This is a genomic window from Flavobacterium litorale (assembly GCF_019613795.1).
GTDB classification, from domain to species: Bacteria; Bacteroidota; Bacteroidia; order Flavobacteriales; family Flavobacteriaceae; genus Flavobacterium; species Flavobacterium litorale.
Genome location: NZ_CP080429.1, coordinates 2,176,387 through 2,193,750, shown reverse-complemented (window position 1 = coordinate 2,193,750; position 17,364 = coordinate 2,176,387). Strand labels below are relative to the sequence as shown.

16 protein-coding genes are annotated in these 17,364 nt (G+C 35.1%); 9 read left to right on the top strand and 7 right to left on the bottom strand.

Features of this window, described 5'->3' with window-relative positions:
- Positions 1-8 precede the first annotated feature (8 nt).
- The 4 genes from K1I41_RS09945 to rsgA all read right to left on the bottom strand — a co-directional run bounded on the left by K1I41_RS09945 (position 9) and on the right by rsgA (position 4,834).
- On the bottom strand, positions 9-1,397 hold the full coding sequence (locus K1I41_RS09945) for a bifunctional UDP-3-O-[3-hydroxymyristoyl] N-acetylglucosamine deacetylase/3-hydroxyacyl-ACP dehydratase (protein ID WP_220640203.1): 1,389 nt from the start codon (positions 1,395-1,397) through the stop codon (positions 9-11).
- 11 nt (positions 1,398-1,408) lie between these two features.
- Entirely contained in the window at positions 1,409-2,437 is a 1,029-nt protein-coding gene (gene lpxD, locus K1I41_RS09940) for a UDP-3-O-(3-hydroxymyristoyl)glucosamine N-acyltransferase (RefSeq protein WP_220640202.1), read from the bottom strand.
- Positions 2,438-2,460: 23 nt separating this feature from the next.
- Positions 2,461-3,705 (bottom strand): HD domain-containing protein, encoded by a 1,245-nt coding sequence (locus tag K1I41_RS09935; RefSeq protein WP_220640201.1) that lies wholly within the window; start codon positions 3,703-3,705, stop codon positions 2,461-2,463.
- A gap of 64 nt (positions 3,706-3,769) precedes the next feature.
- Positions 3,770-4,834: a ribosome small subunit-dependent GTPase A gene (rsgA, locus tag K1I41_RS09930; RefSeq protein ID WP_220640200.1), complete on the bottom strand. Its 1,065-nt coding sequence runs from the start codon at positions 4,832-4,834 to the stop codon at positions 3,770-3,772.
- Positions 4,835-5,121: 287 nt separating this feature from the next.
- Between rsgA and porX the strand changes: the two genes are divergently transcribed.
- Genes porX through K1I41_RS09915 form a run of 3 tightly spaced genes read left to right on the top strand, consistent with a single transcriptional unit; the run spans position 5,122 to position 8,341 of the window.
- Positions 5,122-6,672 (top strand): T9SS response regulator signal transducer PorX, encoded by a 1,551-nt coding sequence (porX, locus tag K1I41_RS09925; protein ID WP_220640199.1) that lies wholly within the window; start codon positions 5,122-5,124, stop codon positions 6,670-6,672.
- A 14-nt stretch (positions 6,673-6,686) separates the two neighbouring features.
- Positions 6,687-7,094 carry a tRNA (adenosine(37)-N6)-threonylcarbamoyltransferase complex ATPase subunit type 1 TsaE gene (gene tsaE / locus K1I41_RS09920; protein WP_220640198.1) on the top strand — a complete coding sequence of 136 codons (408 nt, stop codon included), beginning with the start codon at positions 6,687-6,689 and terminating at the stop codon, positions 7,092-7,094.
- A 53-nt stretch (positions 7,095-7,147) separates the two neighbouring features.
- A complete protein-coding gene (locus tag K1I41_RS09915; RefSeq protein WP_220640197.1) occupies positions 7,148-8,341 on the top strand; it encodes an alanine dehydrogenase in 1,194 nt (397 codons plus the stop codon).
- Positions 8,342-8,362: 21 nt separating this feature from the next.
- Here K1I41_RS09915 and K1I41_RS09910 read toward each other — a convergent pair whose 3' ends face one another.
- Entirely contained in the window at positions 8,363-9,589 is a 1,227-nt protein-coding gene (locus tag K1I41_RS09910) for a cation:proton antiporter (RefSeq protein WP_220640196.1), read from the bottom strand.
- Positions 9,590-9,896: 307 nt separating this feature from the next.
- On the opposite strand from K1I41_RS09910, the gene K1I41_RS09905 reads away from it, so the two are divergent.
- The 6 genes from K1I41_RS09905 to K1I41_RS09880 all read left to right on the top strand — a co-directional run bounded on the left by K1I41_RS09905 (position 9,897) and on the right by K1I41_RS09880 (position 15,968).
- The gene (locus K1I41_RS09905) at positions 9,897-11,243 is read left to right on the top strand and encodes a DEAD/DEAH box helicase (RefSeq protein ID WP_220640195.1); all 1,347 of its coding nucleotides are present in this window, start codon (positions 9,897-9,899) and stop codon (positions 11,241-11,243) included.
- Positions 11,244-11,354: 111 nt separating this feature from the next.
- Positions 11,355-13,283 carry a vWA domain-containing protein gene (locus K1I41_RS09900; RefSeq protein ID WP_220640194.1) on the top strand — a complete coding sequence of 643 codons (1,929 nt, stop codon included), beginning with the start codon at positions 11,355-11,357 and terminating at the stop codon, positions 13,281-13,283.
- Positions 13,280-14,536, top strand: coding sequence for a dihydroorotase (locus K1I41_RS09895; RefSeq protein ID WP_220640193.1), 1,257 nt, complete (start codon positions 13,280-13,282; stop codon positions 14,534-14,536). The genes K1I41_RS09900 and K1I41_RS09895 overlap by 4 nt, the downstream gene beginning before the upstream one ends.
- A 4-nt stretch (positions 14,537-14,540) precedes the next feature.
- Positions 14,541-14,993: a hypothetical protein gene (locus K1I41_RS09890; protein WP_220640192.1), complete on the top strand. Its 453-nt coding sequence runs from the start codon at positions 14,541-14,543 to the stop codon at positions 14,991-14,993.
- Between the two features lies 1 nt (position 14,994).
- Complete coding sequence (locus K1I41_RS09885) at positions 14,995-15,318, top strand: hypothetical protein (RefSeq protein ID WP_220640191.1); 324 nt, start codon at positions 14,995-14,997, stop codon at positions 15,316-15,318.
- Complete coding sequence (locus K1I41_RS09880) at positions 15,318-15,968, top strand: alpha/beta hydrolase (protein ID WP_220640190.1); 651 nt, start codon at positions 15,318-15,320, stop codon at positions 15,966-15,968. The genes K1I41_RS09885 and K1I41_RS09880 overlap by 1 nt, the downstream gene beginning before the upstream one ends.
- A gap of 41 nt (positions 15,969-16,009) precedes the next feature.
- Here the strand turns inward: K1I41_RS09880 and K1I41_RS09875 are convergent, their stop codons facing one another.
- Together K1I41_RS09875 and K1I41_RS09870 are read right to left on the bottom strand one after the other, a co-directional pair.
- Complete coding sequence (locus K1I41_RS09875; protein WP_220640189.1) at positions 16,010-16,513, bottom strand: hypothetical protein; 504 nt, start codon at positions 16,511-16,513, stop codon at positions 16,010-16,012.
- Positions 16,514-16,520: 7 nt separating this feature from the next.
- Positions 16,521-17,285, bottom strand: a complete 765-nt coding sequence (locus tag K1I41_RS09870) for an MBL fold metallo-hydrolase (protein WP_220640188.1) — start codon at positions 17,283-17,285, stop codon at positions 16,521-16,523.
- Between the last annotated feature and the right edge of the window lie 79 nt (positions 17,286-17,364).

The window sequence follows — 17,364 nt, the reverse complement described above, 5'->3', positions numbered from 1 at the left end:
AATTCTGTTTAGTTGTTTTTGACAATTTGTGCCATCAGTTCGGCTTCGGCAACTAGTTTACCGTTTGCATAAGCGTTTGCTTGCATGTGGCAAATTCCTCGTCGTATCGGAGAAATAAGGGTACACTTAAACACAAGTGTATCGCCAGGTAATACTTTTTGCTTGAATTTTACATTGTCAATTTTCATGAAATATGTAAGGTAATTTTCAGGGTCGGGAACAGAACTCAATATTAGTATCCCTCCTGTTTGTGCCATAGCCTCTACAATAAGTACGCCAGGCATTACGGGTGCTCCTGGAAAGTGACCAACAAAGAAGCCCTCGTTCATGGTAACATTTTTTAATCCTACCACATGATTTTCTGACATTTCGAGTATTTTATCTACCAACAAAAACGGTGGTCGGTGCGGTAGCATACTCATTATTTTGTTCACATCCATTAATGGCTCCTTGTGCAGGTCGTACACCGGAACTTGGTTGCGCTGCTCTATTTTTATGATTTTAGATAATTTTTTGGCAAATTGTGTATTTACAAAGTGCCCTGGTTTATTGGCAATAACTTTACCTTGTATGCGCATACCTACAAGCGCTAAATCGCCCACTACATCTAGTAATTTATGGCGTGCTGCTTCGTTAGGATAATGCAAAGTAAGGTTATCTAGTATACCGTTTGGTTTTATAGCTATACTATCTTTACCAAAGGCTACTTTTAGGTTTTCCATTGTTTCGTCAGATATTTCTTTATCTACGTATACAATAGCATTGTTAAGGTCACCTCCTTTAATAAGTCCGTTATTTAAAAGTGCCTCTAATTCATGTAAAAAGCTAAATGTTCTCGAGTCAGCTATTTCCGTTTTAAAATCGCTAAGTCTTTTTAACGTTGCATTTTGTGTACCTAATACTTTAGTACCAAAATCTACCATGGCAGTAATTTGGTAATCATCCGCAGGCATAACTATAATTTCGCTTCCCGTAACTTCGTCAGTATACGATATTACTTCTTTAACAACATATACCTGTCTTTCAGCATCTTGCTCCTCTATTCCTACTTTCTCTATGGCTTCGACAAAGTATTTGGACGATCCATCCATAATAGGTGGCTCAGAGGCATCAAGTTCTATTATAACATTATCAACATCGCAACCTACAAATGCAGCAAGCACGTGTTCTGATGTTTGTATTTTTACCCCTTTCTTTTCAAGATTAGTGCCACGCTGTGTGTTAACAACATAGCTAGCATCCGCTTCTACAACGGGTTGCCCTTCTAAATCTACCCTTACAAAAGTAAATCCGTTATTAACGGGAGCGGGTTTAAAAGTAATTGTAACTTCTTTACCAGTATGGAGTCCTACTCCTTTTAAAGAAATTTCACTTTTGATGGTGGTTTGTTTAACCATTATCTGATATTTTAGTTTTGTTGTTTCGCTTTTTCTTTAAGTTCGTCAATATCGGCAACTATTTTTGGTAAGTTCCTAAAGTGAACGTATGATTTATTAAAATCATTGTATCCTAGTGCTGGTGTGCCTTGTATAGCCTCTCCATCGGGTATGTTTTTACCTACGCCAGATTGTGCTTGTATACGTACGCCATCGCCAATAGTAATGTGCCCTACAATACCTACTTGCCCTCCTATGATACAGTTTTTACCTATTTTGGTAGAGCCTGCAATACCTGTTTGCGATGCTATTACTGTATTTTCGCCTATAACAACGTTGTGGGCTATTTGTATTTGGTTATCGAGCTTTACTCCTTTTTTAATAATGGTAGAACCTAACGTAGCTCTATCTATTGTAGTGCCCGAGCCTACATCTACATTATCCTCTAGTATTACGTTACCTATTTGTGGTACTTTGCTGTATACACCATCTTCATTAGGTGTAAAGCCAAAGCCATCGGAGCCTATTATTACGCCTGAGTGTATGGTACAGTTGTTACCCATTTCGGTTTCAGAATAAATACGTACTCCCGAAAATAATATGCAATTATCGCCAATAGTTACATTGTCGCCTATAAAACTGTTGGGGTATATTTTTACGTTGTTACCAATCTTTACGTTTTTACCAATGTAAGAGAAGCTACCAAGGTATAAGTTTTCGCCATACACTGTATCATCAGCAATAACGCTTGGTTGCTCTATACCCGATTTCATTAGTTTTACCTGATTATAATATTCAAGTAATTTTGAGAATGATTTATAGGCATCTTCTACCTTTATTAAGGTAGTGGTTATAGGTTCTTCTGGTTCAAACGATTTATTAACAATAGCAATACTGGCTGCTGTAGAATATATGTATTGTTGGTACTTGGGATTGGCTAGAAAAGTAAGCGACCCCTCTGTACCCTCTTCTATTTTAGATAGCTTATGTACTTCGGCATTAGGGTTGCCTACTATATCGCCCTCTAATATTCCCGCTATTTGTTCTGCTGTAAATTTCATTCCGACAAAAATATAAAATTATATTAAATCCCTGCTTTTTCCAAAAGTACTTTCGGAAAACACAAATAATATTTGGTAACAGGCTTGGACAGTGCATTTAAATTCAATTGATCTGATGCTGCTGCTACCTCTTCTACCGTTCCGTCCTTCCTTACTATATGTATGGGTTCGCCAGTTTTATTATATGCTTGGTTTTTTATTTCTCCTTTTAAAACAAAATAGCTTGCTTCCTTTTCTGTTATAGGATAAAGTGTTGCTAATTTTGCCTTTAGCTCCTTTGTTACCACTTTTTTAGGTTTTTCCGAGCTTAATCGTATCTTAGGTAAATCTCTATCAATAATCATTCGGCTAAGTTCGCTTAGCACAAAATCATCATGATATTGCCAATCTTTTATAGCACTAATTATATCAAAATCATCTAATCTCGAAAATGTTTGTAATACATCGTTATTAAAGTCTTCAAAATTAATTTTTTGTTGCATAAAAAATTGTAACGCTGCACTACATGGCAAAGTAATACCTCTTTGTGTTAGCTCCTTTGCACGCTTTAAAATTTTAGTTAAAACCAACTCGGCAGCTACACTTGTTTTGTGTAAGTAGGCTTGCCAATACATTAACCTACGAGCTACCAAGAATTTTTCGACCGAGTAGATACCTTTCTCCTCTATAACCAATACATCATCCTTAACGTTCATCATTTGTAGTAAACGTTCCGAGTTTATGTTGCCTTCAGCCACACCACTGTAAAAACTATCGCGTTTTAAGTAATCCATCCTATCCATATCCAACTGGCTGGATATGAGTTGTAACATGAATTTGCGATGGTACTCGCCTTTAAATATTTGAATAGCTAATGATAGTTTACCATCAAACTCGGCATTAAGTTTATTCATAAAAAACAATGATATTGCCTCATGATTCACGTTCTCTACAATACTATGTTCCATAGCATGCGAAAATGGACCATGCCCAATATCGTGCAATAATATTGCAATGCAAAGCGCATTTTCTTCATCCTCAGTTATCGCCACACCTTTAAACTTAAGTACCTGAATGGTTTTTTGCATAATATGCATACAACCCAATGCGTGATGAAAACGAGTATGGTGCGCACCAGGGTATACCAAGTACGACATTCCCATTTGGGAAATACGACGAAGCCTTTGAAAATAGGTATGTTGAATGAGGTCGTAAACTAATGGATTTGTTATGGATATAAACCCGTATACAGGGTCGTTAAGAATTTTAAGCTTATTAATCTCGCTCACAGTAAAGTTGAATTTTTAACAAATATAGTACTTTGTTTAAGGCTACTTATATTTTAAAGATAATTTAATACTTAGTATCTCCCCTTTGCTTTTTAAAGTTCTTAACCATTTTACCAAACTTCTTGGCCTTCTTTTTGCTCTCTTGTAAATCAGATTCAAAGTGTAGTTTTTCCTTTTCCATTTTTTGAAAATTCTGATAAGCAGCCTCGTCAATAAACCCATCTGTTACCCCTTGCAATACCGCACAACCTTTTTCGTGTATATGTGTGCAATTTTTAAATTTACAGTTTTGGGCATATTCAACAATGGTTTCAAATGTAGTTTCAAGTCCAATTGCAGTATCTGTAATGCCAATTTCTCGCATACCAGGATTATCAATTAAAATGCCACCACTATTTAAAACAATTAGCTCTCGGTGCGTTGTAACATGCTTTCCTTTATTTACGGCGGTGCTTATTTGTGCTGTTTTCATTTGTTGCGAACCTGCCAAGTTGTTTAGTAATGTAGATTTACCAACTCCCGAAGAGCCAAGTAAACAATAGGTTTTACCTTTTTGTATGACGCTTTGTAATGCGTTATAACCATTCTCTTGATTGTTTACAGTAATTACAGGCACTTCCTTAATCCGTTTGTTAATTTGATTGAGAATAAAACTTAACTCTTCATTACTTATTAAATCTACCTTACTAATTACAATTATAGGGTTAACATTTGATGCATTACAAATTGTTAAGTACCGTTCCAATCTGTTCAGGTTAAAATCCCTGTTAGCCGATTGTACTATCAAACCATAATCAATATTTGTTGCAATTATTTGTATGTGGCCTGATTTACCAACTGCCTGCCTTTCAATAATCGACTTTCGAGGATAAATAGCATGTATTAAGGCTTTTGTTTCATCATATTCCGAAAAAGCAACCCAATCGCCTACCGCAGGTAAATCATATCTGTCTTGTACTGTAAATCGTAACTTACCAATCAATTCGCCGTCAAATTCATTATCAGGTGTTTTAATAGTATACCTATCTTTATGTTCTAGTACTATTCTGCCCAGTAAAAACGAATTTAAATTTTGCTCGTTTTTATATTTTTCAAGGGTAGTATTATACCCTAAATCTTCATAAGTCATTATTCTATTTTTAGTTAATTGTGTTGTTAAATTTATAATATAGTAACAACAAATTCCAAGTAAAATAAATTAATTGGATAATAAATTATTACTCCATACACAACTGTTACCAATAATTTCGCGAATATAACATGCTTTTAACTTGCAAATAATTGAATTTAAACAATCAGTATAATAATTCAAAAATCCTTACTATTAAGTAATTACTTTTATACAATATTTAAGATAATAATCGTTAAATACATTTAACTTGCATATTTATTAATGAACGAAAATTCACTCATAATATGAATGAAATAAAGATACTTTGGGTTGACGATGAAATTGACATGTTAAAACCCCACATACTTTTTTTGGAGAAAAAAAACTATAATGTTACTACTGCCAATAATGGGCAGGATGCTATTGAGCTTTTTGGTCAAGAAAATTTTGATATTGTATTTCTCGATGAAAATATGCCTGGACTTACGGGTTTGGAAACATTATCGGAAATTAAAGAGTTAAAATCGTCCGTACCCGTTATTATGATTACTAAGAGTGAGGAAGAGTACATTATGGAAGAAGCTATTGGCTCTAAAATTGCCGATTACCTTATAAAACCAGTAAACCCGAACCAAATACTCCTGAGTTTAAAGAAGAATTTGGACAATTCGCGTTTAGTATCTGAAAAAACAACGCTCGACTACCAAAAAGAATTCCGAAAAATAGCTATGGATATGGCTATGGTAAATTCGTGGGAGGAATGGGTGGATATGTACAAACGATTGGTGTTTTGGGAAATGCAATTGGAAACAATTGAGGACCAAAGTATGGTGGAAATACTAGAGTCGCAAAAACAAGAAGCCAACTCACAATTTAGTAAGTACATCGAGAAAAATTATGCCAATTGGTACAAACCTGATGCCGACAAACCTATATTATCGCATAATGTTTTTCGTGAACTGGTAGTACCCGAAATACAGAAAAAACAACCTATACTTTTTGTAGTTATAGATAACTTGCGTTACGACCAATGGAAAGCTTTCCAGAGTGTGGTTAGCAACCATTACAAACTAGAAAAAGAAGAAGCCTACTACTCTATTTTGCCAACGGCTACCCAATATGCGCGTAATGCTATTTTTTCGGGGCTTACACCATTAGAAATGGAGAAAAAACACCCCGAGTATTGGAAAAACGATGTTGAGGAAGGCGGTAAAAACATGTACGAATCGGAGTTCCTTACAGCACATTTAAAACGACTTGGTCTTGGCATTAAACAAGAATATTATAAAATTACCAACTTTAAAGATGGTAAAAAGCTTGTAGATAACTTTAAAGGGCTTAAAGATAACGACCTAACTACAATTGTGTATAATTTTGTAGATATGCTATCGCACGCTAAAACAGAAATGGAAGTTGTAAAGGAACTGGCAAGTAACGATAAAGCGTACCGATCGCTTACATTAAGTTGGTTTAAAAACTCGCCATTATTAGAAATGATACAACAGGCACAAACTATGGGCTTTAAACTTATACTAACTACCGACCATGGTACTATAAACGTAAAAAACCCTAGTAAGGTAGTAGGTGATAGAAATACGAGTTTAAACCTACGTTACAAAACAGGACGCAGCCTTACCTTTGAGGATAGGGATGTATACCATGTAAAAGATCCAAAAAGTGTGCAATTACCTACTATAAACATGAGTAGTTCGTATATATTTGCTAAAAATGATTTGTTTTTGGCTTACGTAAACAACTTTAACCATTATGTAAGCTATTATCGTAATACCTATCAACACGGAGGCATATCGTTAGAAGAAATGATTATACCCTTTTTAGTATTTAATCCCAAATAAATAGGTTTTTATATATGGAAGTTACATTCGCTTTAGAAGAAATAGATACTGTAGCCAAACAGTTATTGGAAAGTGGATTAAAACAAATAGTAGTTTTTCATGCACCTATGGGCGCAGGAAAAACCACACTTATTAAAGCCATAGCACGTAGTATGGGCGTAAAAGATATTACATCTAGCCCTACATTCTCTTTAGTAAATGAGTACGAAACAGCAGACGGTAATCCGCTTTACCACTTTGATTTATACCGTATTAATAGCGAGGAAGAAGCCTACGACATGGGTATTGACGAATATTTTTATTCTGGAAACATGTGCCTTATAGAATGGCCTGAAAAAACACCTAATTTAATACCTTTAGATCACTCCTCCATAACCATTAAACAGTTATCAGATGGCAAACGGCATGTGACATTGAAATAGTTTTAACATCCGTTTTATTTTTGTAATTTAGAGCCAACTATCACATAACAACCATGCCACTAACTCCTTTTACCAAACAACAGCTACTCCCGCAAGAAGAAAAGCTAGAAGTAAGCAGGCAGCGTAGTGACCTTTTTATTGGTGTACCTAAAGAAACATCGTACCAGGAAAGGAGAATTTGCCTTACGCCCGATGCTGTAAACTCGTTAACAGCCCACGGGCATCGTGTAATGATAGAAGCAGGTGCTGGGGAAAGTTCGAGCTACAGCGATAAAGAGTATAGTGATGCGGGTGCAGAAATAACGTTAGATACAAAAAAAGTATTTAGTTGCCCTGTAATACTTAAAGTAGAGCCACCTACCGAGAAAGAAATTGAAATGATGAAACAGCAAACGCTGTTAATCTCTGCAATTCAACTCAAAACTCAAAAAAAAGAATATTTTGAAGCCCTAGCTGCCAAAAAAATAACGGCAATGGCGTTTGAATTTATTAAGGACGAAGATGGTTCGTACCCTGCGGTAAAACTACTAAGTGAAATTGCAGGAACAGCATCGGTGCTTATTGCTGCAGAGTTAATGATTAATCAGAAAATAGGTAAAGGGCTACTCTTGGGTAATATAACAGGTGTACCACCTACTGAGGTAGTTATTATTGGCGCAGGTACCGTTGCTGAATTTGCTGCCAGAACAGCTATAGGGCTTGGTGCCAACGTTAAGGTTTTTGATAACTCTATAACAAAATTGCGCAGGTTACAAAACAATTTAAACCAACGCATATTTACCTCTACCATACAAGAAAAATCGTTACTAAAAGCACTAATGCGTTGCGATGTGGCTATTGGTGCTATGCGTGGCAAAAACCGTACACCCATTATTGTTAGCGAAACTATGGTAGAGCACATGAAAAATGGTGCCGTAATTATTGATGTTTGTATTGATACGGGAGGTTGTTTTGAAACGTCGGAAATAACTACACATGAAAAGCCGACTTTTATAAAAAATGAAGTAGTACACTATTGTGTGCCCAATATACCCTCACGTTATTCCAAAACAGCTTCTATGTCACTAAGTAACATCATAAGTCCATTCCTGTTACAAATGGCAGAAAACGGTGGTTTAGAGAGTTCTATTCGTTGCAATACAGGTTTTAAAAATGGTATTTATTTTTATCACGGATTACTTACCAATAGATTAATAGCCGATTGGTTTTCGTTATCCTACCGAGATATAAACCTGATTATATTTTAGTTAATAAATCCAATTTAAATCCTAAACTTCTGCATTTTCAGGTTGTTTATTTTCATTGCCATTCTCCTTATCAACTATAAGTTCCTTCTCCTTTTTAGTCGAGAGAGTACCCATCATCATAATTAATGATGTAAGTATTATAACCTGAATAATTAATGAACGGTTAATAAATGGTAAGCGGTCTTCCAACGAAAGTGATAGGAATAACAGTATGGTTATTAATCCTCTAGGTGCTATAAACACTAAAGGTATTAAGTTTGTTCCTGCTATTTTAAGCGCAATAATTCTCAATAAGTAAATACCTCCCGTTATAGCTAAAGAATAGATTAATACTTCGGTATTTAGTACTTCGGTAGCTTCTATTAAAAAACCAAAAAGCAAGAAGAATAGTGCGCGTACTAAAAAAGTTGCCTCTATGGTAATTTCTCTAAATTTATATACTTCACGCCTTAATACTCTTGGTTTTAGGTGCTGTATCCATTTAAAGTGTCGTATACCATTTAAATTATTCAAAAATAGTCCGAAAACCAATATAAATACTAACGATGGTAGTTTGAACTCCTTAGATATTTCGTAAATTAATATCACTAAAAATATTATAGGTACAAATTTTATATGATGCTCCAACCTACTTAGCATAAACGCTAGTATACCTGTAGCAATAAACGAGATTACTATAATAATTAAGAGTTGTATTAAAAACGACCCAAAGGCTGCAAAACCAATGGTTTCGTGCATAGTAATAAAGTTAAAAAATATAACTCCTATAATATCGGATATACTGGTTTCATAAATAACAAATTCCCTATCGGATTTTGTAAAGGCCCGTACACTGGGTATGGCTACAGAGCTACTAATAACAGCTAATGGTATGGCGTTGGCAAGGCATATTTTAAAATCTACACCGCTAAGGTAATTAAACACAAACGCTAATATTAACGCGTAGGTTACAAGCGGTAAAACACCTAACGCTACCGATTTTTTAATAATGGGCAGCCTGCTTTTTGTAAGCTCTAATTCTAAAGCACCTTCAAGTACAATAAGTATAAGCCCAATAGTTCCTAATATAGGTAGTACATTTTTAAGGTCGATAAGATCGATACCAAAAAAATTACAAAGTTGTCGTACAAAAAAACCAAGTAGTAGTAAAAGTAATACAGAGGGTATTTTTGTTTTCGAAGAGGTTAAATCAAATATATAGGCTAGTAGTACAAGTAAACAGAGTACCAATATAATTCCTGCGGTCATGGTGTTAACTTTAAAAGTGACTAATTTATACTTTTATATCTTTAAAATGCAATAAACGCATCGCTTTTTATCATTAATTGGTGTAAAAATTTGCTTTACGCTACTTGTTCTTCGATACAAAAAAGTAGAAATAGACTTATAATTGCTATACTTCAGTAAGTTAGCTTACGTACACAACATTTAATCTGATATTGGCTAATATTGTAAAAAATATAACGTGTTTATTCAACAAGGTAATATTCTAATGCTACAACATAGTCCGTAAAGTCATAACCAATTCGCTATCTTTGCAGAAAATACACAAAGAATGACCACTTTTAACGATTTCGACCTTCCAAAATCATTACAAAAAGCATTAGACGATATGGGGTTTGTAACCCCTACTCCTATTCAGGAGCGTGCCATGCCTGTAATACTATCAGGTCGGGACATGATGGGGATTGCACAAACGGGTACGGGTAAAACATTTGCCTACCTATTACCTATACTAAAACAATGGCGTTTTGTGCAGGCAGACACTCCACGTGTAGTTATTATAGTGCCTACACGAGAGCTTGTGGTACAGGTAACCGAAGAGGTTGAAAAACTAACAGCCTACATGTCGGTACGTGCTTTAGGTATATACGGTGGTGTAAATATTAATACCCAAAAAACAAAAGTTTACGAAGGTGTAGATATACTTGTAGCTACCCCTGGGCGATTGATGGATTTAGCACTAGATAATGTAGTGCGTTTTGATGCTTTACAGAAATTGGTTATTGATGAGTTTGATGAAATATTGAATTTAGGATTTCGCGTACAAGTAACATCAATACTATCGATGATGAAGCAGAAAAGGCAAAACATCCTTTTCTCTGCTACAATGACGGATGATGTGGATGAAATGCTAAACGATTTTTTCGATTTTCCAGAAGAGGTTTCACTAGCGGCATCAGGCACACCGTTAGAAAAAATACAACAATTAGCGTATCATGTCCCTAATTTCCTAACCAAAATAAATCTATTAAAGCATTTATTGCAAGAGGATGGTTACAATAGGGTACTTGTTTTTGTAAATAACAAGCGTGTTGCCGACTTGGTTATGGAAAGCCTTGAAGAGGATTTTGATGGGCAATTTGGCGTTATACACTCCAATAAATCGCAGAATTATCGCTTAAATACTATGGCATCGTTTCAGGAAGGCGAACTAAGAGGTATAGTTACTACCGATGTTATGGCAAGAGGGCTAGATATTACCGATGTTACCCATGTAATAAACATGGAATTTTCTGAAGCTCCAGAGCAGTACATTCACCGTATTGGACGTACAGGTCGTGCCGATAAAACAGGTACTGCAATAAGCCTAATAAGCCCTAAGGAGCAAGAATTACAGATAGAAGCAGAGATACTTATGGAAAAGGAACTGGAATTACTGCCTATTCCAGAAAGTGTTGTTATAGCCGACCGTTTTTTGGATTTTGAAAAAGAAAAACAAAAGGTAAAAATACTACTAAAACGACCTAAGCAAGAAGGTGGCGAGGCTTTTCATGAAAAGAAAGATAAAAACAAAAAAGTAAACTTGGGCGGACCAGGGAAAACCAAGCCCCGTAAAACCAAACCAAGAAATCGTGGCGCAGAAAAAACCAAAGCCGCTAAACGAAAAAAAAAGAGATAACACCTTGAATAGTTGATTGATATAGGCATCTTTTGCTATTTAAAATTTAAGCCTGTTAATAACTTTATAGTTTAGGATAAAAATTAGTATTTTTGACAAACTTTAAAACGAATGCAGTTTAAACATCCAGAAATTCTTTACTTTCTTTTCCTGCTGGTAATTCCAATTCTGGTACATCTATTTCAATTGCGTCGTTTTCAAAAACAGTACTTTACCAATGTACAGTTCTTAAAAGAACTAAAAATGCAAACCCGTAAAAGTGCTGTAATCAAAAAATGGTTATTACTCGCTACCCGACTGTTATTATTAACAGCACTCATTATAGCATTTGCACAACCTTATTTTAATGCAAACGATACCGAGAACAGCAGTAACGAAATGGTTATACTATTGGATAACTCATTTTCCATGCAAGCAAAAGGCAGTAAAGGCGAATTATTAAAACGTGCCGTTCAGGACATACTAGAAAACACGCCCGAAAATCAACAATTTTCACTACTAACCAATACTGGAGCTTTTTGGGATACCGATAGTAAATCGATACAAAAAGAACTCCAAAACATACAATACACAGATGTTCCTTTTCGTCCTGATTTTTTACTCACCAAAGCAGCAACCAAAAAACCCAATACAGGTAAGGATATTATACTAATAACAGATGCTATAGGATTGGATAATAAAACCACAAGCAAACTTACTACCCATAGCCCTATATACACCATAATACCTGAAGCCGAGAATAATAGTAATATTAGTATCGATAGTGTGTATATTGCACAAGCATTGGATAATTTTTACGAAATAAAAGTAAATATGCAAGCCTACGGTACTATTAAAAACGAAGTACCCATTGCATTGTATAACACCGATGAATTGGCAGCGAAAACCGTTGTAAGTTTTGATACGCCAAAACAATCAGTAGTATTTACACTACCAAAGGCAGATTTTCATGGGTATGTAACAGTAACCGATAACAGCCTTACCTACGATAATACCTACTATTTTAGTATCTCGCAACCCGAAAAATCAAATGTATTAAGTATCGGTACTGATGCTAAAAATAAATTCTTATCGAGAATATACACCGATGACGATTTTAATTTTACAGCTTCAGAATTACGAACATTAGATTATAACATTCTGGAAAAGCAAGACGCTATAGTGCTTAATGAATTAACCGAAATACCGCAAGCATTAACAACTACATTAAAATCGTTTTATGATAAAGGCGGTAATATTATTTTAATTCCTGCGCCCGATGGTAGCATCCAAAATTTAAATAGTGTTATTACCAATTTCGGTAACGCTATATACAATACCCAAACTACTACCGAGAGGCAAATTACCCAAATAGCATTCAATCACCCATTATACCGCACCGTTTTCGAGAAGAAAACTAAAAATTTCCAGTACCCTAACGTAAGTAAAAGTTATACCATTTCGGGTAACGGGCTACCCATACTTACTTATGCCGATGGTACACCTTTTGTAACCTCGTTTACCAATACAATTGGTAATGCTTACCTGTTTGCTGCGCCTATAAATACTACAAACAGCAATTTCCAAAACTCGCCACTAATAGTACCCACACTATATAACATGGCGCAAAACAACAATAAAACAGGAGTAAACGCAATAACCATTGGTGCAAGTAAAAGTTTAATTACAGATGTTTTATTAACTAAGGATGAGGTAGTAACCGTTAAAAATAAATATACCGAATTTATACCAATGCAGCAAGTACTAAGCAACAAAGTAAAATTATCTTTTGGCGACTATCCCGAAAAAGCAGGCAATTATTCAGTGTTTAAAGGAGATAATAAAGTGCAAAATATTAGTTTTAATTACACCCGTAACGAAAGTAACTTAGCATTGCAAAATAAAAACATACTACGCGATTTTACCGAAACAAAATCGGTTGCAACGGTGTACGATGCTATACAATCAGAACGAACTGCCGATGAACTTTGGAAATGGTTTGTTATTGGCGGATTACTATTTTTATTGATAGAACTCTTTATTCAAAAATTTGTAAAATGAAGCTACTCGTTAAAAATGCCACCATCATGGATAAAAACAGCTCGTATAACAACAAGACTGTTGATATTAAAATTGAAAATGGTATTATAGCAAAAATAGAGAAGAATATACCTTCAGAATCAGACTTTGAGGTGGTTGAACTTGATAACCTGCATGTGTCGTGTGGGTGGTTTGATAGTAGCGTAAGTTTTGCCGAACCAGGTTATGAAGAAAGAGAAACTATAGCCAACGGGTTAAAAGTAGCGGCGTTAAGCGGTTTTACCAATGTAGCTTTGCAACCCAACGGTAACCCAATAGCAGACACTCAGGCAGACATTCATTTTTTACGAGGTAAAGCCGTAGGAGCTGCAACAAATGTACATCCTATAGGCGCACTCACTAAAAATAGTGAGGGTAACGATATAGCAGAGCTTTTTGATATGCAAAATGCAGGTGCGGTTGCTTTTGGCGATTATAACAAAGCCATTAACAACGCCAACATATTAAAAATTGCATTGCAATATGTACACGATTTTAATGGTTTGGTAATTGCCTATGCACAAGATAGTGCCATAAAAGGCAAAGGCGTAGTACACGAAGGCACTGTTAGTACCCAACTAGGATTAAAAGGCATACCTGCACTTGCAGAGGAACTACAAATAATTCGAAATTTATTTTTGTTAGAATATACAGGGGGTAAAATGCACATTCCTACCCTATCTACAGCAAAATCGGTACAATTAATTCGAGATGCCAAAGCCAAAGGGCTAAATGTAACGTGTAGTGTTGCTGTACACCATTTGGTGCTTACAGATTTTATATTATTTGATTTTGATACCCGCTATAAAGTTACGCCTCCATTAAGAACAGAAACGGATAGAAAAGCACTTATTGATGGTGTTTTGGATGGTACTATAGATGTTATAACGTCTGACCATAACCCTATCGACATCGAAAACAAAAAAATGGAGTTCGATTTGGCTAAAAACGGAACTATTGGTCTGGAAAGTGCTTTTGGGGCATTATTAAATGTTTTACCATTAGAGGTAGTTATTGAAAAACTTACTGCTGGTAAAAGCTTATTTAAAATTGAAGATAATGCTATAACAGAAGGAAATCCAGTATCAATTACGTTGTTCAACCCTGATATTAAATACACGTTTGAAGAAAAAGACATACACTCAAAATCTAAAAACGCAGCTTTATTGGGTATGGAATTAAAAGGCAAAGCGTACGGAATTTTTAGCAACGGGCAATTAGTACTTAATACATAACGTTATGAAAAAATTAGTTGGTGCAGTTATAGCACTCGTAATATTTGCAGCTTGTAATAATGTGGCTGATAAAGCTAAAAACACAGTAAATAAAGGTGGTAAAGCCGTTGGAGAAACAGCAACAGAGTTTATTGATGGTATTTCCGAAGGGGTTAATAAAACTATTGAAAGTAAGATAGAATTATCTGAAAATTTAAAAAACAAGGGGATTAGCATCGGCAAGTATTACCTCGAAAATGATGCTGCCTCTGGAAATAAAAACAAACTTGTAGCTTATATTATTACAGAAAACGATTTTAAAGGAGAGCTTACTTTTAAAGTTTTTGACAAAGAAGATATTGAATTTGGAAGGCAAAAAATTGAAATAGTAAGTAAAGCTGGTGAGGCAAGATATTATGATATTATTTTTGACCCGAGAACTAATATTGACGGGAAAAGCGTTATAAAAATTAATTAAAATGAATTCGATTACCGAAGAAGGAAAAAAAATAGCCATAATAAGCTATGTAACCATATTTGGAGCCGTAATAGCTATGGTAATGAATAATGAAAAGAAGCATCATTTTGCCTCTTTTCACATACGCCAATCTTTAGGTGTAATACTAACATTTTTTGCACTAGGGTATCCTGTAGGTACATTTGATAGTTGGATGGTTACAGGACCATTTTATATTTTCTTCTTTGTACTATGGCTATATGGTTTTTTAGGTGCTTTACAAGGAAAAATGAACCTTATACCATTATTGGGCAATTTATTTCAAAAAATATTTAAAGGATTGTAATGCAGCAAAATTTATCACTATACCACTTAGTAAGGGAACCCAAAGTAAAAAAAGATAAAAATCCATTATTAGTATTATTGCACGGTTACGGGAGTAATGAGGAGGATTTGTTTTCGTTTGCAGCACAACTACCCGATGAATACTTTGTAGTTTCGGCAAGAGCTCCCTATGCCCTACCGCCTTATGGTAACGCATGGTACGCTATAAATTTTGATGCCGATATGAACAAATTTTCGGATAATGAACAGGCAGTAAAATCGCGTGACCTTATTGCAAAGTTTATAGATGAACTTATTGCAAATTACGCCATAGACGGGGATAACATTGCATTGGTAGGATTCAGTCAAGGTAGTATCTTAAGTTATGCCGTTGCATTAACATATCCCGAAAGGGTAAACCGCGTAGTTGCCCTTAGTGGTTATTTAAACACCGATATAATAGAACAGAGCAGTAATACTACTGCTATTAATAAACTTCGTTTTTTTATATCGCACGGTACTGCAGACCAAGTTATACCTGTAGATTGGGCAAGAAAAGCTCCTGAGGCTATAAAAAGTTTAGGAATACCTGCCGAGTACCACGAATATCCTGTTGGGCACGGCGTGGCACCCCAAAATTTTTACGATATGGTAGTATGGCTTAATAAATAAGCTATTTATAGCCATTGTGCCATACTGATAAAATTGACCGATTAGTACATCATGCTATTGGCATGCAATAACGTTTCCATAGTTTCGTAGGTTACCTCGCCATTATCTTCAATAAAATATTTTATAAGTACTTCACCCCAAGCCTTACCGTCAGTAAAGTCGGCAATAATCCATCGGTGATTAACTATCTTAATTTTATTAATTTTAAAAGGCTCTCCATTTATTTTTGGATAGTGTACTAAAGGGTTTCCTTCAGGGCTTTTATTTTGTACATAAACACCATCTCTAATTTTTATAATTAGCTCATCAATACCCTCATTACCAAAATATTTACGTGCATTTAGGTTTTGTTCTAACGAAAAGTAGTCGGCACGCTCCAAATTATCGGTAGTAGTATCTAATTCTGCTTTAAGGGTATCTATTTTTGTAGCAAGGCTATCTATTTTTTCGGTATCGTATTTTTGTTGCTTACTGTAGTACACATAAGTAAATACGTTAATTAATGCTGCAAAAATAAATAGGTATAACAGTAAATTCTTTTTCATAATTATATTAAATCGTTATTTCTAAATTGTCGTATGCCAAAAATACATTTTCTGGTAATTCCTTTTGTACTTCTTCATGAAAGCCCATTAAATGGCTAATGTGTGTTAAATAAGCCCTTTCGGGCTTTACAATATTTATAAAATCCAGAGCGTCTTGTAGGTTAAAATGTGTTGGGTGTGGGGCTAACCTTAGTGCACTAACTACAAGCACTTTTACGCCCTTTATTTTAGCTACTTCTTCGTCTGCTATAGTTTTTACATCAGTCAAGTATGCAAAATCGCCTATTCTGTAGCCCATTATTTCCAATCCACCGTGCAGGGCTATAAAAGGCTGTACCGTTTTGTTACCAAGAGTAAAGGGCTCATTATGTTTAACCTCAATTACGTTTACCGATGGTGCACCTGGGTACTTATTTTCTGTGGTAAAAATATAATCAAAACGTTTTTTTAGGCTATCTAGTACTCTTTTTTGGGCATAAATAGGAACATCGCCTTGTTTGAAGAAAAATGGGCGTATATCGTCTAAACCCGCCGTATGGTCAGCATGTTCATGGGTAAACAATATACCATCCAGTTTTGGGCATTTAGATACTAGCATTTGCTGCCTAAAATCAGGACCACAATCTATTACGTATGAGTAATCGTCCCAATGAATCCAAACAGAAACACGAAGGCGTTTATCCTTACTATCGTTACTAAGGCATACGGGATGATTAGAGCCGATCACGGGGATTCCTTGCGAGGTTCCAGTACCTAAAAACCAAACTTTCAAAATCGTTTATTTTAGTACAAAAATAACACTATTTGTTTTATTAAACTGCCTGAATTTTTAACTTTGCATATATAAAATA